This window comes from Paenibacillus liaoningensis (assembly GCF_059609455.1).
Genome location: NZ_JCAALU010000009.1, coordinates 264962 through 280402 on the forward strand (window position 1 = coordinate 264962; position 15441 = coordinate 280402).

Sequence of the window (15441 nt, forward strand, 5' to 3'; positions counted from 1 at the left end):
AAATATAGCCGAACGACAAGTAAATTAGATTTAATTGAAAGAGGAGGGCTACGAACATGTCACTACGTGTTACACAAGGTATGATGCACATGCAGCTTACTAGAAACCTGAATCGAAATATGTCCCAGATGGAGCAATTGCAGCAGCAAACGACAACAGGTCGTAAGTTAAATAAAGCTTCCGATGATCCGGTGGGCATTACTTATTCTATTCGTTACCGTTCGGAGATTTCCGCCAATGAGCAATATCAGAAAAATGTGGATTCCGCTTTATCTTGGTTGGATTTTAACGACACTGTAATTGGTCAGGCTGGGGATGTTCTGCAACGTGTAAAGGAATTGGCTACACAAGGCGCGACGGGGACAAATCCACAAATTGCCCTTGATAACATTAAAAGCGAAATTCAACAGCTGAAAAGTCAACTTATCGACATTGCAAACAGTAAGCTGAACGGGAAGTATATTTTTAACGGTGAACAATTTGATCAAATGCCTTATGATCTTTCCGCTCCAGGTTCGGATGCTAAAGCTCTAGAAACGGACGATGGCAAGATTCAATATGCAGTAGGTGTGAATGTGAAGCTGGATATTAATCTGACTGGAAATCAGGTATTTGGAGAACCTGATCCAGCAGGTACTGGAGATAATGTATTCTCCGTAATAGATCGAGTGATAACGGCGCTTGGCACAGGGAACTATAGCGGTGTTACGGCTGAGCTTGGAAATATTGAATCCAGCATGGATCGTTTTTTGAATGTGAGATCTGAAGTTGGAGCGAGAGTTAATCGCGTTGAGTTGATGCAAAGCAGATTAAACGATCTTCATATCAATTTGACAGATATGCAGTCCAAAACCGAGGATGCCGATTTTGAAAAGCTGCTCATAGATACACAAATCAATGAAAATATTTATCAGGCCTCGCTTTCTGTAGGAGCTAAAGTCATTAGTAAATCATTAGTTGACTTCTTGAGATAGAGATGAAGCTGCCTCAGCTGCAAATTCAATCGACGTCGGGTAAAATTGGCATACAGTCAGGTCTAGGCAAGTATGATATTAAACAAGGTCATGCGACGATGGATATATCGACTGTTAATACTATCATAGATGTTAAGTCTACACAGCCGGTTTTAATCATTGACCAATCTAAAATGTGGGACGCGTTAACTGGAGGAAAGCCTGAAGCTTTCTGGAATCGGCTGTATAATCAATTTGGTCAATTTGTAATACAGGGTATTGAGCAAACAGTTCAAGAGTACGATCGAATTGGCGATATTTTGTATAATGGCGACCCGGTTGGTGATATTGCTGGTGAAAGCTTCTCTAGGCAACAGCAAGCCTTGCAAGTTTATGGGCCTGCTTCGGTACTGAATCTGCGCTTTGATGTGGTTATTGAGAAGCCGGAAGTTAACGTGACTCCCGGTCATGTTAAAGTAGACGTACAGACCAATAAGCCGCAAATTGAGTATCGCAGAGGAGGAGTCAATATTTATATGGAGCGGTTTCCTTCTGTACAAATAACGTCTCCTCAAATTGATTTGACTTTATAGACCTGCCATAATGAATACAGAAGCTATAGAATCGTAATGCGATGCTATAGCTTCTTGTTTTAGTGTAACGATCAAAGGAGTGTGACTAAATTGATAATACAAACGACACGATTTGGTGAGATAGAATGTAAGGATGAAGAGTTGTTGACTTTTACACATGGAATACCGGGCTTTAAAGAATTTCTAAAATATTTCTTAATTGTGATTGAAGATAGCCCTTTTATGTATTTACAATCTTTAGAAGATGAGTCACTTGCTTTTATAGTTGTTTCTCCGTTTGATTTTTTTCCTGATTATGAGTTCGAGCTGCCTGAACCTATAGAGCAGGAAATGAACGTAAATCAAACGACAGACATAAAAATATTGAATATCATAAGTGTTAATGGAGATCTAGCGACAGCTACATTAAACCTTGCTGCTCCACTAATTATAAATTTAGCTAATAGAACAGGAATGCAGTATATTATTTCCGATGAGAAGTACTCCATTCGGCAGCCTCTATTTGCGGATTCTTTAATAGTGGAAGGGAGTCGATAATATGCTTGTTTTGAGCAGGAAAAAAGGACAATCCCTGTTTATTGGTGATGATATAGAAATTAGTATTTTAGAGGTGACCAATGATATTGTGAAGATTGGCATAACAGCACCTAAAGATATATCTATTTTGCGCAAGGAACTATATGTTTCTGTAGAGGATATGAATCGGGCAGCTGAGAAATCTCTTATCAGCAACATGGAGCTAAAAAAACAATTTGGTGAAATGAAAAAAAATAATGACAAGCTATAAACTCTGACTGAATTTGGCCGATATATATATTATGGCTGATAAAGGGCGGCCGACCTGGCTCAGCATACCACAAGGATGTGGATCATTCATTTCATTTCAGGGAGGAAATAACAATGCGTATTAATCACAACATTACTGCTTTGAACACTCACCGTAACATGGGTCTGAATACTGCTGCTGCAGGTAAAGGTATGGAGAAATTGTCTTCCGGTCTTCGCATTAACCGTGCGGCTGACGATGCTGCTGGCTTGGCAGTATCCGAGAAAATGCGCGGCCAAATCCGCGGTCTTGAGCAAGCTCAACGCAACGTTCAAGATGGTATCTCCTTTGTACAAACAGCTGAGGGCGCAATGAATGAAGTTAGCTCCATGCTTACTCGTATGAAAGAGCTGAATGTACAAAAGCTGAACGAAACTTATCAAGCAAGTGATAAGGGTAATATTGATTTGGAACTGGATCAACTGGGTGGACAAATCGATAAGATTATGACTGATACAAAATTCAATGGTATTTCTTTGACTGCAGCAGATGTGAAAATTCAATCGGATGATTCTGCTCAGCAAATTACTATTTCCAAAGTTGTTAATACTGACTTCACTGGTTTGGACAAAGGTGCTAACCTTGCTAAGGTTGAAACGGCTATTACAAGCGTTGCAACACAACGTGCAACACTTGGTGCTACTCAAAACCGTCTGGAATACACTTCCAACAACTTGGGTACTACAGTAGAGAACTTGACTGCATCCGAATCCCGTATTCGTGATACAGATATGGCGAAGGAAATGGTTGATCTTACCAAGAACAACATTCTTCTTCAAGCTTCGCAAGCTATGCTTGCTCAAGCAAATTCGCAGCCGCAAGGCGTTCTTTCGCTGCTTCGTTAAGCTTCGCTATAACCAACAGCCTGTTGAGAAATTCAACAGGCTGTTTTTTTGTTTGCTCTAATAATGTTTGTTATTAATGCCGATAATAGTAGTAGATATATTGAAACGGTATGGGAGGTTTGTCAATGAACATTTCCTCGGTAAATCAGTCAACAAGTTATAAGCAGGACAAGAATGTAATTAATGAGTCAATTACAGGTGGTGCAAATGTTGTTTCCCAGATTAAATCAGTTGATGCCCTGCAGCAAGCAGAATTGCAAGGTGAGAAGGTTACTATTGGAGACATGCAGGTAGTGAGGACAATTGATCGCGTGCTAAAGGCTATTCAAGGGCCTGATACGACATTTGAGATGTCGGTACACGAGCAAACTAAAGCAATCGTCATCAAAGTATTAAACAAGGAGACAGGGGAACTAATTCGGGAAATCCCTCCCGAAAAGACGCTGGATCTGGTAGCGAAGTTTATGGAGATTAATGGAATTCTAATTGATAAAAGAGTTTAAGAGGAGGAAGAGAAGATGAGAATATCAGGATTGGCATCAGGCATGCAAGTTGACGATATGGTCAAGGAAATGATGAAAGCCAAACGGACGTCGTATAATACGATGGTTCAGAAACGGCTTTCAATGGAGTATCAAAGAGAGTCTTATAGGGAAATGAGCAGCAAGATTGTTGATTTTCGTTACAATAAGCTTTCATCGTACAATATGTCAAATGCTATTTCAGCCAAGACGACAACAGTTACTGGTAATGAAGCGGCCCTTACAGTAAATTCAACTAATTCATCTGCTTCAGGCTCATTAAATGTAAGTGTGAGTCAGTTGGCTTCTGCCGCAGGTGTGGTTTTTACGTATAATCCGGATACAGATACGAATACAGCCAACAGCACAGCAGGTATGAAGCTGACTGATCTTGGATTCACTGCAACTGGCAGTGATATTATTGTTAAGGTTAATGATGAAGAAATAAAATTAGACGCATCGACAGCAACTTTAAGTGAATTAGCTTCAGCAATTAATGCTAACAAAAATGCTAAAGCATCTGCCTTTTATAATGAGTCAACTGGTCAGCTATCCATTATGAACAGCCAGACAGGATCTACCGCTGTGAAATTGGAAGGTTTCGACACCATAACCGATTTTGACACGAAAACCATCATAGGCAAAGATGCAAAAATCTCTCTTAATGGAGTGGATTATACACAAAGCAGCAATAGATTTGCAATTAATGGCTTTGATTTTACAATCAAAGCGGAGTCTGGTACGAATGGTGTAACTACGTTAACTTCTGTCTCGGATACGAATAAAATCGTTGATTCCATTAAAGCATTTGTTAATGATTATAATACTTTAATCGGTTCAATTAATTCTAAAATTTCTGAAGAGAAATATAGAACGTACCTTCCGTTAACAGATGAGCAGAAAGAAGGTATGGAAGAAAGCCAAATTAAGCTATGGGAAGAAAAAGCGAAAAGCGGACTAATCCGCAATGATAGTATTCTCACCAAGCTGGCATCAGATCTTCGTATTGCTGCTACTACGTTAGTAGGCGGTTTTGATACTGGTGAAGTCGATGGTAATGGCAAGGCCATATTTCAATCGTTAGGTATTTCTACAGGGTCCTATACTGAAAAAGGGAAGCTGGTTCTGAATGAAGAGACGCTTCGTAACGCGTTGGAAAAGGATCCGGATAAAGTAATAGAAATGTTTACTAAGCGTGGGACTGATGTATCACCTGGAAGTACAGAGTCTGGAGTTTTCGCTAAAATGTCCGCATCTGCAGTTAATTCTTTGCAAAGCCTGTCCACCAAGGCAGGCACTTCTCTTACCAGTACGGATTTGAAAGGATCATTTATGGAAAGTTCTATTATAAGTGGTCAACTCCGTCTGATGAAAGAGCGTGAGAGCAGCATGATTACCCGTCTAAATAAGACGGAAACCCAATTGTATAAGCAGTTTTCAGCTATGGAAACAGCTATTAACAAATTTAATTCCCAGGCATCCAGCTTGTCCAGCTTCTCAGGATAAAGGTGATAAGGAGTGAACTGCATTGATTAATTCACCATACCAAATATACAAACAATCATCCGTCCAGACGGCCGCGCCTGAGCAACTCATCATTATGCTGTATGACGGAGCTGTCCGGTTTATAAAGGCAGGAATTGAAAACATTCAACAGAAAAATTATGAGAAGGCTAATGTGAATTTACAGAAATGTCAATCTGTTATCAATGAATTGATTGCTGCTCTTAACTTTGATATTCCGCTTTCTCAAAACCTGTATCAAATTTATGAGTACATGTTGTATTTGATGATTCAAGCAAATGTTAAGAAAGATGCTGGTTTAGCTTCAGAAGCATTGGGATATCTCGAAGAACTTCGAAATACGTGGAAAGAAGCTTTAAAGGGAAGCTCTTCAAGCTTGCAGCTTCAACCGAGTGTGGAATAAATGGATTTAAGAGGATTATATGAGATGACAAAATGGGTAGCGGAAAATCCAAATGCAGAAGAAGAGGAATTATACGCATTAGTGGATTTGCGTGATGCAGTATTGGATGAACTCCAGCTCAATTCGGAAATTTCAGCAGACGACAAAAAAATAATTTCAGATGTTTTGGAACTGGATTCAATTATTTTAGAGAAAATGTTTGAATTCAAAAGTGAGGCTTCTTCTAGGCTAGCAAAAATAAAAGCTGTTCGTCAGCAAAAAAATGCTTATGACACTCATTATTCTACAGACAGCTATTTTTTTGATAAAAAAAAATAAGAGTAATATAGAAATAGAAGTCGTTGGATTGCATTTCCATTCGACTTCTATTATTTTTTTTATCTATTATGCCGATATAACAAAGAGAAATTATTTAATAGCTTCTGAGGAGGATTTACATGGCAGAGGAGTACGCGTTAATTCCTAAATATATGGAGCATTTTCAATGCATTGGTGCTGAGTGTGAGGATACTTGCTGTGCTTTGTGGAATGTCTCAATTGATAAAAATAGCTATGATAAATATATGAATGTGAATGAGCGTAAATGGAGAGATCATTTTAAAGCCAATTTAAAAAAAACCACAAAAAATGCATCAAACAGCAACTATGCTTCGATGACGCTTAGTGATGAGACTGGCGGCTGCAATATGTTGAGTGGAGGTATGTGTAGTATTCAAGCTAAATGGGGCGAGGATTATCTTAGTCCTACTTGTGCGACATATCCTCGGAAGATTAATGAAGTTGATAATATACAGGAAATATCCGCGACTCCATCTTGTCCGGAAGTAGCTCGATTGATGCTATTTGAACCGAACGGAATAGAGTTTGTTTATGGTACACCGATTCGAAAACCTAATACTCATGTAAACCGGAAGGTAGAGGCTAGTACTGGAGAATTATCTTCTTACTTATGGGATATTCGAATAGCTGCTATTGAGATTTTGCAGAATCGGGAATTTACTTTGCCCCATCGTTTATTGCTACTTGGATGGCTCTGTGACCAAATTCATGAGGCTACCAAAAATGGTGATTTTTCAGTGGTAAAAGATGAAATTGAGAAGTTTAAATATGAAATGGCAACGAATGCAGAACTTAGAGATTTTAATGTTTTCCCAGTTAATGAGGAATTTCAATTGACCTTTCTAAATAAACTAATATTGAAACGTGTTGAGAAAAAGATTTGGATTAGCAGATATAAAGAGTGCCTAGAGGATTACATAAATAGCTTTGATGGGGAAAATGAGGATATTGCAAGTGTTGTCAGCCATTATTCAAAAGCCTATAAAGAGTATTATCTTCCATACATGAATGAGCACGAGTACATCTTGGAAAATTATCTCGTTAACACGATCTACCATAGTCTATTTCCAATTGCGGGAAGGCAGAGTATATTTGAGCAATATATGATGCTTACTATAAACTTTGCTTTGATTAAGATGCATTTAATTGGGATTGCTAAATATAAGGGAGGCCTAACCGATGAAATTGTCGTTAAGCTAATCCAGTCCTATTCAAAAAATTATGAGCACAATAACGAATTTGTGACAGAAGTTCGTCAAGAGCTTAAAGAAAAAAAATATGATACTATTGGTCATCTTTCGCTTTTAATAAAAAATGACTAGTTTCAAATTTAGTATGAAATCCAAATTTAATTTAGTGTATGCTTAGGCAAAAATACGAAAGCCACCCGCAATGTATTCGCTTACAATAAATTGTTTGACAATTCTAATAACGCGGTGTTATAGTCAAATTGTGGGCCACATGAGTAAGGTGTTTCACAGTATTTGAAGATGAAGGGACTGTTTATGCATGCAAGGTAAAGTTAAATGGTTTAACGCGGAGAAGGGTTATGGATTTATCGAAACTGATCAAGGCGGCGACGTATTCGTTCACTTCTCGGCTATTCAAACAGAAGGCTTCAAAACTCTTGACGAAGGCCAAGCGGTTGAATTTGACATCGTAGAAGGCGCACGCGGTCCACAAGCTGCTAACGTCACTAAACTGTAATCATCAGGCTGCATTAGCCAGTCTATAGGATTCATTTATATGTAACTTTAAGCTCCGGGCAACCGGGGCTTTTATTTTTTTTGTCAAAAGCCTTTGATTAGAGAGGCTGTACTAGTAAGGATTCTAACAATAAAAATAAAATATGGTGATGATGTTGTCACGGATAACGATTTGATTTACATTGTGCAGCAAATATGGGAGAACGCCAATTATACGCCAAACAACTAAATTATTAATCTAACCAAGTTGCAATTGTGTAAATGGTGATTGCACGACTTACACAACAAATAGCATATCAAAAATGCATCATCAGAAAAAGCTTCGGAAGCTCGAGGGGGACTACCCCGGGCTATTCCGAAGCTTTTTTTGCCATCTGCCTACCCACCCCAACCTCTGTTCAAACCTTCGACATAAATTATTAGAAAATTCTAAATAAATAGAAAATAGTTTTACTATACCTCCCCTACTATGTTATAATAAGAACATGTAAAGGAGGCATGCCCCATGGAATACATCATTCGAGGTCAACATTTACAAGTGACAGATGCACTCAAGGATTATGTCGAGAAGAAGCTCGGCCGCTTAGAGAAGTATTTTGAAGCCCCTACCTCCGAAACAACCGTAACCTTATCGGTAACGAAAGGCATACACGCTGTCGAGGTCACGATTCCGATTGCCCGCAACTTTTTGAGAGCGGAGGAGAAAAGTGCCGACATGTACGCCTCTATTGATACAGTTGTGGATAAGCTGGAAAGACAAATTCGCAAACACAAAACGAAAGTCAACCGTAGATTCCGCCATGATAGCGGTGTGAAATCGCTGTTCAGGGAAGAAGGCTCCGCCGTAGGCGTTCTCGAGCATGAGGAAGAGGATTTCGAAGTCGTAAGGACGAAGAAATTTCTGCTCAAGCCGATGGATGTGGAGGAGGCCATTTTGCAAATGAATATGGTCGGCCATAACTTTTTCGTATTCGCCAATAGCTTAAATGAAGAGGTGAACGTCGTGTATAAACGCGATGATGGAACATATGGATTAATTGAACAAGGCTAATAGAAGGCCAGTCGTACTTATACATCTATTGCAAATTCAAGCCTTTCCTCCTGCGGGAGGGAGGGCTTTTTCATTTTTTTTTGAAATATAGGAAAGGATATGATTTTCCCACCCTTTCTCTATATTTCTCGGAATGAAACGCGCTGCACCGTCAAGGACGGCGACAGCCGTTTCACCTTGAAATATAAGACCTTATAAGTTTTACACTTATAAATGGGCTTATATTCTACCCTCGAAACGGCAGCTTAGCCGCCAGAGGACGGCTTCAGCCGTTTACGCTTGACATGGCGCATTTAACCATAGGGGAGAGAGCCGCTTTTTAATAGGAAGTCGTTTTGATTTCGCCCTCTGCGCGATGTATAATGAACTCAGTTGAATACGTAGGCGATACGCCTTTTTTCCTTTTGGTAAAAATGGTTATATTCTTACCTGAAAATATTGGTGATGCGTTGCGGTGCATCCTGCAAACTGTTACAATTTAAGGCAAACAAGCGTAAGGTGAAAGGGGAAGCCCCATGCTCGGATTAGTGAAAAAAATATTTGGTGATGCGAACGAGCGCGAGGTTAAGCGCCTCACGCGTAAAGTAGAAGAAATCAATGCACTGGAGTCCACCATCTCGGCTTTGTCCGATGAGGAGCTCGCAGCTAAAACTGTACAATTCAGAGCTCGCCTAGCTAAAGGGGAGACGATTGATCAAATATTGCCAGAAGCTTTCGCAGTTACGCGTGAAGCTTCGAAGCGTACGCTCGGCATGCGTCACTTTGATGTGCAGCTGATGGGCGGTATCGTTCTTCATGAGGGCAAAATCGCTGAGATGAGAACCGGTGAAGGTAAAACGCTCGTAGCGACACTGCCTGTGTATTTGAACGCGCTGCTCGAGAAAGGCGTGCACGTCGTAACGGTCAATGATTATTTGGCTTCTCGTGACAGCCAGCTGATGGCTCAGCTTTACAATTTCCTCGGCATGACGGTCGGCTGCAACCTGAACGGCTTGTCGCATGAGGAGAAGCAAAGCGCCTATGCTTGCGATATTACGTACGGTACGAACAATGAGTTTGGCTTCGATTATTTGCGCGACAACATGGTTCTTTACAAAGAACAAATGGTTCAGCGCCCGCTTTATTTCTCAATCATTGATGAAGTTGACTCCATCCTTGTCGATGAGGCGCGTACACCGCTTATTATTTCGGGACAAGCTGCCAAGTCGACTGAGCTTTATTATTCGGCAGACCGCTTCTTGAGCCGTTTGAAGGCGGAAGAGGATTACACGATTGATGTGAAGCTGCGCAATGTCATGCTGACGGAAGAAGGCGTGGAGAAGGCGGAGAAGGCGTTCCACATTGAAAATCTTTTTGACCATGAAAATGTGACGCTCAATCACCATATCCAACAGGCGCTCAAAGCCAATGTCATTATGAAGCGCGATGTCGATTATGTCGTTCAAGATGATGAAGTCCTCATCGTCGATGAGTTTACTGGACGTCTAATGTCTGGTCGCCGTTACAGCGATGGCTTGCATCAAGCGATTGAAGCGAAGGAGCAGCTCAAAGTACAAAATGAGAGCATGACCTTGGCTACGATTACGTTCCAGAACTATTTCCGGATGTATCGCAAGCTTGCGGGCATGACGGGTACGGCGAAGACGGAGGAAGAAGAATTTAAGCGGATTTACGGCTTGGACGTTATTCAAGTTCCAACGAACCGCTCCATGATTCGTAAAGACCTTCAAGATGTCGTTTATAAATCGGAAAAAGGCAAATTCAATGCCGTTGTGGAAGAGATCGTAGCTCGCCACGCGAACAAACAGCCTGTACTAGTCGGTACGATTTCCATTGAAAATTCCGAGCGTCTGGCAGAAATGCTTAAACGCCGCGGTATTGCACATAAAGTACTGAATGCGAAGTTCCATGCGGAAGAGGCTGAAATTATTTCGCGTGCCGGTCAAGAGGGCTCCGTTACTATTGCTACTAACATGGCGGGACGCGGTACCGATATTATGCTCGGTGAAGGGGTAGCTGAATTTGGCGGCCTTCATATTATTGGTACGGAGCGCCATGAGAGCCGCCGGATCGATAACCAGCTGCGTGGTCGTGCCGGACGTCAAGGCGATCCGGGCTCGTCCCAGTTTTATTTGTCGCTGGAAGATGAACTGATGCGCCGTTTTGGCTCGGATAATATTATGGCCATGATGGATCGTCTCGGTCTGGAAGAGGATCAACCGATCGAGAGCCGGATGATTACCCGTGCAGTAGAATCGGCTCAGAAGCGTGTAGAAGGAAACAACTTCGATCTGCGTAAAGTCGTTCTTCAATATGATGATGTCATGAACCAGCAGCGTGAAGTGATTTACAAGCAGCGTCTGGACGTGCTCACTTCCGATAACATTCGTGAAATCGTCATGGAAATGATTAAAGCGGTCATTGATCGCACGGTTAAAGCTCACTGTACGGAGGATATTCCAGAAGAGTGGGATTTGGAAACCATTATCGACTTCGTAGATGCGAACCTTCTGAATGAAGGCACCGTGACGAGAGACGATATTTGGGGCAAGGAAATTGAGGAAATTACCGAATTTATTTATGACAAAGTCGTTGCTTATTATGACGAGCGTGAAGCAGAGCTTGGTGAAACGACGATGCGTGAATTCGAGAAGGTCGTTTCACTTCGCGCGGTTGACAGCAAATGGATGGATCACATCGATGCAATGGATCAGCTGCGCCAAGGTATCCACCTTCGGGCATACGGCGGCACGGATCCGCTTCGCGAGTACCAATTTGAGGGCTTTGAGATGTTCAAGGCGATGATTGACACGATCCAAGAAGAAGTTGCCAAATACATTATGAAGTCGCGCGTAGAAAGCAACCTGGAGCGCCAAGAGGTAGCTCAAGGCCAGACGACGACGAACAGCCCAGGCGAAAGCCAGGAAAAGCGTCCGGCGAAGCGTTTGGACCGGGTTGGCCGCAATGATGATTGCCCATGCGGCAGCGGCAAGAAATACAAGCAGTGCCACGGTAAATAAGGTGCTGTGATCGGATAGGCAAGGCTTAACGCGCCAGTGTGCGGAGCAATGCGGCAAAAGCTGCAGCGCTTCGCAGCAGGCGCGTTTATGCCATCAGGCAGCAGCAGAGCAGCAGAGCAAGAAAAAGCTGGGCAACCAGACAAGATGAGAAATTTGAGGTGAAACGTACGCTATGATAGAACCAACGGTGAAACAAGATTTGCGGGAAATAGCGAAGCGGCTCCAAGATCTCAGGGGGTCTCTTTGACTTAGATCTAAAAAATGAATTAATCGCCAACTATGAGGAAAAGATGACGGCGCCTGATTTTTGGGATGACAATGACAAGGCGCAAAACGTTATTTCCGAAATGAATGCGGTCAAATCGGTCGTCGATCAATATTTGCGTTTGAACGGCGAGATGGAAGATTTGCAAACGATGCTGGAGCTGGCAGAGGAAGAGCAGGACGAGACGCTTGAGCCTGAGCTGCTGGAAGGAACAGCCCAGCTGCTGCGCAAGCTGAATGATTTTGAGCTGACGCTGCTCCTCAACCAGCCTTATGATAAGCTTAACGCAATCGTTGAGCTGCATCCTGGCGCAGGCGGCACCGAGTCGCAGGACTGGGGCCAAATGCTGTACCGGATGTATACACGCTGGGCAGAGAAAAGTGGTTTCAAGGTTGAGCTGCTAGATTATCTTCCCGGTGATGAGGCAGGCATCAAGAGCGTTACGATTTTGGTCAAAGGCTACAACGCTTACGGCTATCTTAAAGCGGAGAAGGGTGTACACCGCCTCGTTCGCATTTCGCCGTTTGATGCGTCAGGCCGTCGTCATACGTCCTTCGCATCTTGCGATGTAGTACCGGAAATAACCGATGACATCGATATCGAAATCCGCAGTGAGGATTTGAAGGTTGATACATACCGCGCCAGTGGAGCGGGCGGACAGCACGTCAACAAGACGGAATCGGCGATTCGTATTACACATATTCCTTCGGGGATCGTCGTGGCCTGCCAGCAGGAGCGTTCGCAAATCCAGAACCGTGAGCGGGCGATGAATATGCTGCGCTCCAAGCTTTATGAGCGGAAAATTGAAGAGCAGCGGCAGCATCTCGCGGAAATTCGCGGTGAGCAATCGGATATTGCCTGGGGCAGCCAAATCCGCTCCTATGTTTTTCATCCGTACAGCATGGTCAAGGATCATCGCACCTCGGTGGAGACAGGCAATGTAGGCGCCGTTATGGATGGAGACCTGAATGCCTTCATTAACGGATATTTGCGCCATCAAATTCGCCACGACTAAACGGCAGGCTATTATAGTGCTCCTAGCAGTTAGCTACCGCATCTGGCAAATGCGGTTATAGGAAATAGGATATGGATGAATACGCATGGATCAAGCCATATTGACGTAAGCTAAGAAGAGTTCCGACTCGAACAAGGGTGGAACTCTTCTTTTTTTATGAGCGCTTATAGGTATGACTTTATGAATTTGGGTGGGATTCGAGATGAGCAAAGTGATGAATGATGCACGAAACGGCAAGCTGCATGCGGCCAATTCGAAGGTAATAAATAAACGGAAGAAAAAACCGCTTAGCCCTGGCAAACAGCTCGTTTGGAGCATGCTTCTGGTGCTGCTGGGCTCTTTTATAATGGCGGCAAGCTTTAATTTATTTCTGGTGCCTAATGAGATTGCTTCAGGCGGTGTTTCCGGCATTTCAATTCTGGTCCAGCGTTTTGCTGACATTTCGCCAGCTTATACGCAGTGGGCTGTTAATATTCCTTTGTTTTTTGTAGGGCTGTGGCTGCTGGGCAAACGTTATGCGCTTAAAGTGGCGCTTGGCTCCGTCGTGCTGCCGTTATTCGTCCTGCTTACTTCCCATTGGGATACACCGACACATAATCCTTTGCTTGCTGCTATTTATGGCGGGATCGGCGTTGGGCTCGGGCTTGGCATCGTCTTTCGCGGAGGCGGCTCAACGGGAGGGCTTGGTTTGGCTGCGCAAATTTTGCATCGTTACACGGGATTGTCGCTGGGGCTCTCCGTCGCTATTTTTGACGGGTGTGTCATCATTGCGGCGGGCCTGCTTATTTCGCCGGAAGTGGCGTTGTATGCTTTAGTCGGGCTGTTTGTAACGAGTAAAACAATTGATATTATTCAAAGCGGGCTGCCGGTGTCGAAGGTTGCTTTTATTATTAGCAGCGAGCCGGAAAAATTGTCAGAGACGATTCTTTATGATCTCGACCGCGGTTTGACGAGGCTTGATGGACATGGCGGCTACAGCGGGGAGGGGCGGACCGTACTTATGGTCGTCGTGGGGCAAATGGAAGTAGCGAAGCTCAAGCAGCTCGTTCGTACAGTTGACCCAGCTGCTTTCGTCATCATTAGCAATACATCAGAGGTAGTAGGGGAAGGTTTTAAGCTGGAATAGGAATAGCGACATTGATCCCAAACAACGGGTTGTACGAGCGTGCTAGGCACAAAAATACATCCATTCGCTCATTGTATTAATATGAAATGACATGTATAATAATACGGAAAAACAGTGTATTTTAATCGACTGCCGAATCATGTACAATATACTTTTAGATAGTCTCATAGGGAGAGATGATGGATATGAGCGATAAACTGAAAATAGCTATTATCGGTTCAACCGGCTACGGCGGCGTTGAGCTTATTCGATTGTTAGCCTCACATCCTCTTGCTGAGGTGACCTCGGTTATTTCATCATCCAGCGCGGGGACGCCGATTACAGAAGGATACCCACACTTAACGGGCATTCGCGAAGAATTGCTAGATGATGTAGAGCCACAAGCGATCCGCAGCAAGGCGGATGTTGTATTTTTGGCAACACCAGCGGCTGTCGCATCTAGGCTGGCACCTGATTTGCTTGCTGTAGGTCTTAAAGTGATAGATTTATCCGGCGACTACCGCCTGCAAGATAGAGCTTTATATGAAAAATGGTACAAAAAGCCCGCCGCGGACGAGGAGTATTTGAAGCAAGCGGTGTACGGATTGGCTGAAGTGTACGGCGACCGTGTACAGGGTGCTAATCTCATTTCCAACCCGGGCTGTTACGTTACGGCGGCGCTTCTCGGCCTTGTTCCAGCTGTGCAAGCTGGCTTTATCGATCCGGACAGCATCATAATTGATGCGAAATCCGGCGTTTCTGGAGCGGGACGCGGCGCGAGCCTTGGCACTCACTATTCCGAGCTGAACGAGAGCTTGAAAGCGTACAAGCTGAATCAGCATCAGCATACGCCGGAAATCGAAATGGTGCTTTCCGATGTTGCAGGCCGCTCGGTTGTGATTACGTTCTCGACGCATCTCGTGCCGATGACGCGCGGCATTATGACGACGATGTATGCAACGGTGAAAGACGGCAGAAGCGCGGATGATTTTATGGACCTGTATCGCAGCTATTACGAGAACCGTCCATTTGTGCGCATTCGTCCTGAAGGACAATTGCCTGCCACGAAGGAAGTATGGGGCTCGAATTATTGCGATATCGGCTTTGCGTTCGATAGCCGTACGGGCAGAGTGACGATTGTTTCGGTCATTGATAATTTGGTCAAAGGCGCAGCGGGACAAGCGATTCAGAACATGAACCTTATGATGGGCTGGGATGAGACGCTTGGTTTGCAGTTTGTTCCTGTTTATCCATAAGAAGCAGCATAACCTAATT

The 15441-nt window shown here is 43.4% G+C and carries 16 protein-coding genes; all 16 read left to right on the forward strand.

Annotation, left to right across the window (positions count from 1 at the left end; genetic code table 11):
• Positions 1-56 precede the first annotated feature (56 nt).
• The 16 genes from flgL to argC all read left to right on the forward strand — a co-directional run bounded on the left by flgL (position 57) and on the right by argC (position 15422).
• Positions 57-974, forward strand: coding sequence for a flagellar hook-associated protein FlgL (gene flgL, locus AC6B99_RS15580; RefSeq protein WP_496663686.1), 918 nt, complete (start codon positions 57-59; stop codon positions 972-974).
• A gap of 2 nt (positions 975-976) precedes the next feature.
• Positions 977-1546, forward strand: a complete 570-nt coding sequence (locus AC6B99_RS15585; RefSeq protein ID WP_496663687.1) for a DUF6470 family protein — start codon at positions 977-979, stop codon at positions 1544-1546.
• Between the two features lie 90 nt (positions 1547-1636).
• Complete coding sequence (gene fliW / locus AC6B99_RS15590) at positions 1637-2083, forward strand: flagellar assembly protein FliW (RefSeq protein WP_496663688.1); 447 nt, start codon at positions 1637-1639, stop codon at positions 2081-2083.
• A gap of 1 nt (position 2084) precedes the next feature.
• A complete protein-coding gene (gene csrA, locus AC6B99_RS15595; RefSeq protein ID WP_496663689.1) occupies positions 2085-2333 on the forward strand; it encodes a carbon storage regulator CsrA in 249 nt (82 codons plus the stop codon).
• Positions 2334-2446: 113 nt separating this feature from the next.
• Entirely contained in the window at positions 2447-3217 is a 771-nt protein-coding gene (locus AC6B99_RS15600; RefSeq protein ID WP_496663690.1) for a flagellin N-terminal helical domain-containing protein, read from the forward strand.
• Positions 3218-3342: 125 nt separating this feature from the next.
• On the forward strand, positions 3343-3720 hold the full coding sequence (locus AC6B99_RS15605) for a flagellar protein FlaG (protein ID WP_496663691.1): 378 nt from the start codon (positions 3343-3345) through the stop codon (positions 3718-3720).
• A gap of 15 nt (positions 3721-3735) precedes the next feature.
• Positions 3736-5244, forward strand: coding sequence for a flagellar filament capping protein FliD (gene fliD / locus AC6B99_RS15610; RefSeq protein WP_496663692.1), 1509 nt, complete (start codon positions 3736-3738; stop codon positions 5242-5244).
• Positions 5245-5266: 22 nt separating this feature from the next.
• Positions 5267-5665 (forward strand): flagellar export chaperone FliS, encoded by a 399-nt coding sequence (fliS, locus tag AC6B99_RS15615; protein ID WP_496663693.1) that lies wholly within the window; start codon positions 5267-5269, stop codon positions 5663-5665.
• A 24-nt stretch (positions 5666-5689) separates the two neighbouring features.
• Complete coding sequence (locus AC6B99_RS15620; protein ID WP_496663694.1) at positions 5690-5983, forward strand: hypothetical protein; 294 nt, start codon at positions 5690-5692, stop codon at positions 5981-5983.
• A 119-nt stretch (positions 5984-6102) separates the two neighbouring features.
• A complete protein-coding gene (gene fliB, locus AC6B99_RS15625) occupies positions 6103-7326 on the forward strand; it encodes a flagellin lysine-N-methylase (protein ID WP_496663695.1) in 1224 nt (407 codons plus the stop codon).
• 187 nt (positions 7327-7513) lie between these two features.
• A complete protein-coding gene (locus AC6B99_RS15630) occupies positions 7514-7711 on the forward strand; it encodes a cold shock domain-containing protein (RefSeq protein ID WP_056036940.1) in 198 nt (65 codons plus the stop codon).
• Positions 7712-8215: 504 nt separating this feature from the next.
• Positions 8216-8761, forward strand: coding sequence for a ribosome hibernation-promoting factor, HPF/YfiA family (hpf, locus tag AC6B99_RS15635; protein ID WP_099518253.1), 546 nt, complete (start codon positions 8216-8218; stop codon positions 8759-8761).
• Between the two features lie 515 nt (positions 8762-9276).
• Positions 9277-11781, forward strand: coding sequence for a preprotein translocase subunit SecA (secA, locus tag AC6B99_RS15640; protein WP_056036945.1), 2505 nt, complete (start codon positions 9277-9279; stop codon positions 11779-11781).
• A 172-nt stretch (positions 11782-11953) separates the two neighbouring features.
• Positions 11954-13061, forward strand: a protein-coding gene (gene prfB, locus AC6B99_RS15645) for a peptide chain release factor 2 (RefSeq protein WP_099518255.1) whose coding sequence is annotated in 2 segments (ribosomal slippage) — positions 11954-12025 and positions 12027-13061 — 1107 coding nt in all. Because the reading frame shifts where the segments join, the coding sequence is not laid out codon by codon here.
• Positions 13062-13263: 202 nt separating this feature from the next.
• Positions 13264-14187 (forward strand): YitT family protein, encoded by a 924-nt coding sequence (locus AC6B99_RS15650; RefSeq protein WP_496663696.1) that lies wholly within the window; start codon positions 13264-13266, stop codon positions 14185-14187.
• 185 nt (positions 14188-14372) lie between these two features.
• Complete coding sequence (gene argC, locus AC6B99_RS15655) at positions 14373-15422, forward strand: N-acetyl-gamma-glutamyl-phosphate reductase (protein WP_494860790.1); 1050 nt, start codon at positions 14373-14375, stop codon at positions 15420-15422.
• The last annotated feature ends 19 nt before the right edge of the window (positions 15423-15441 follow it).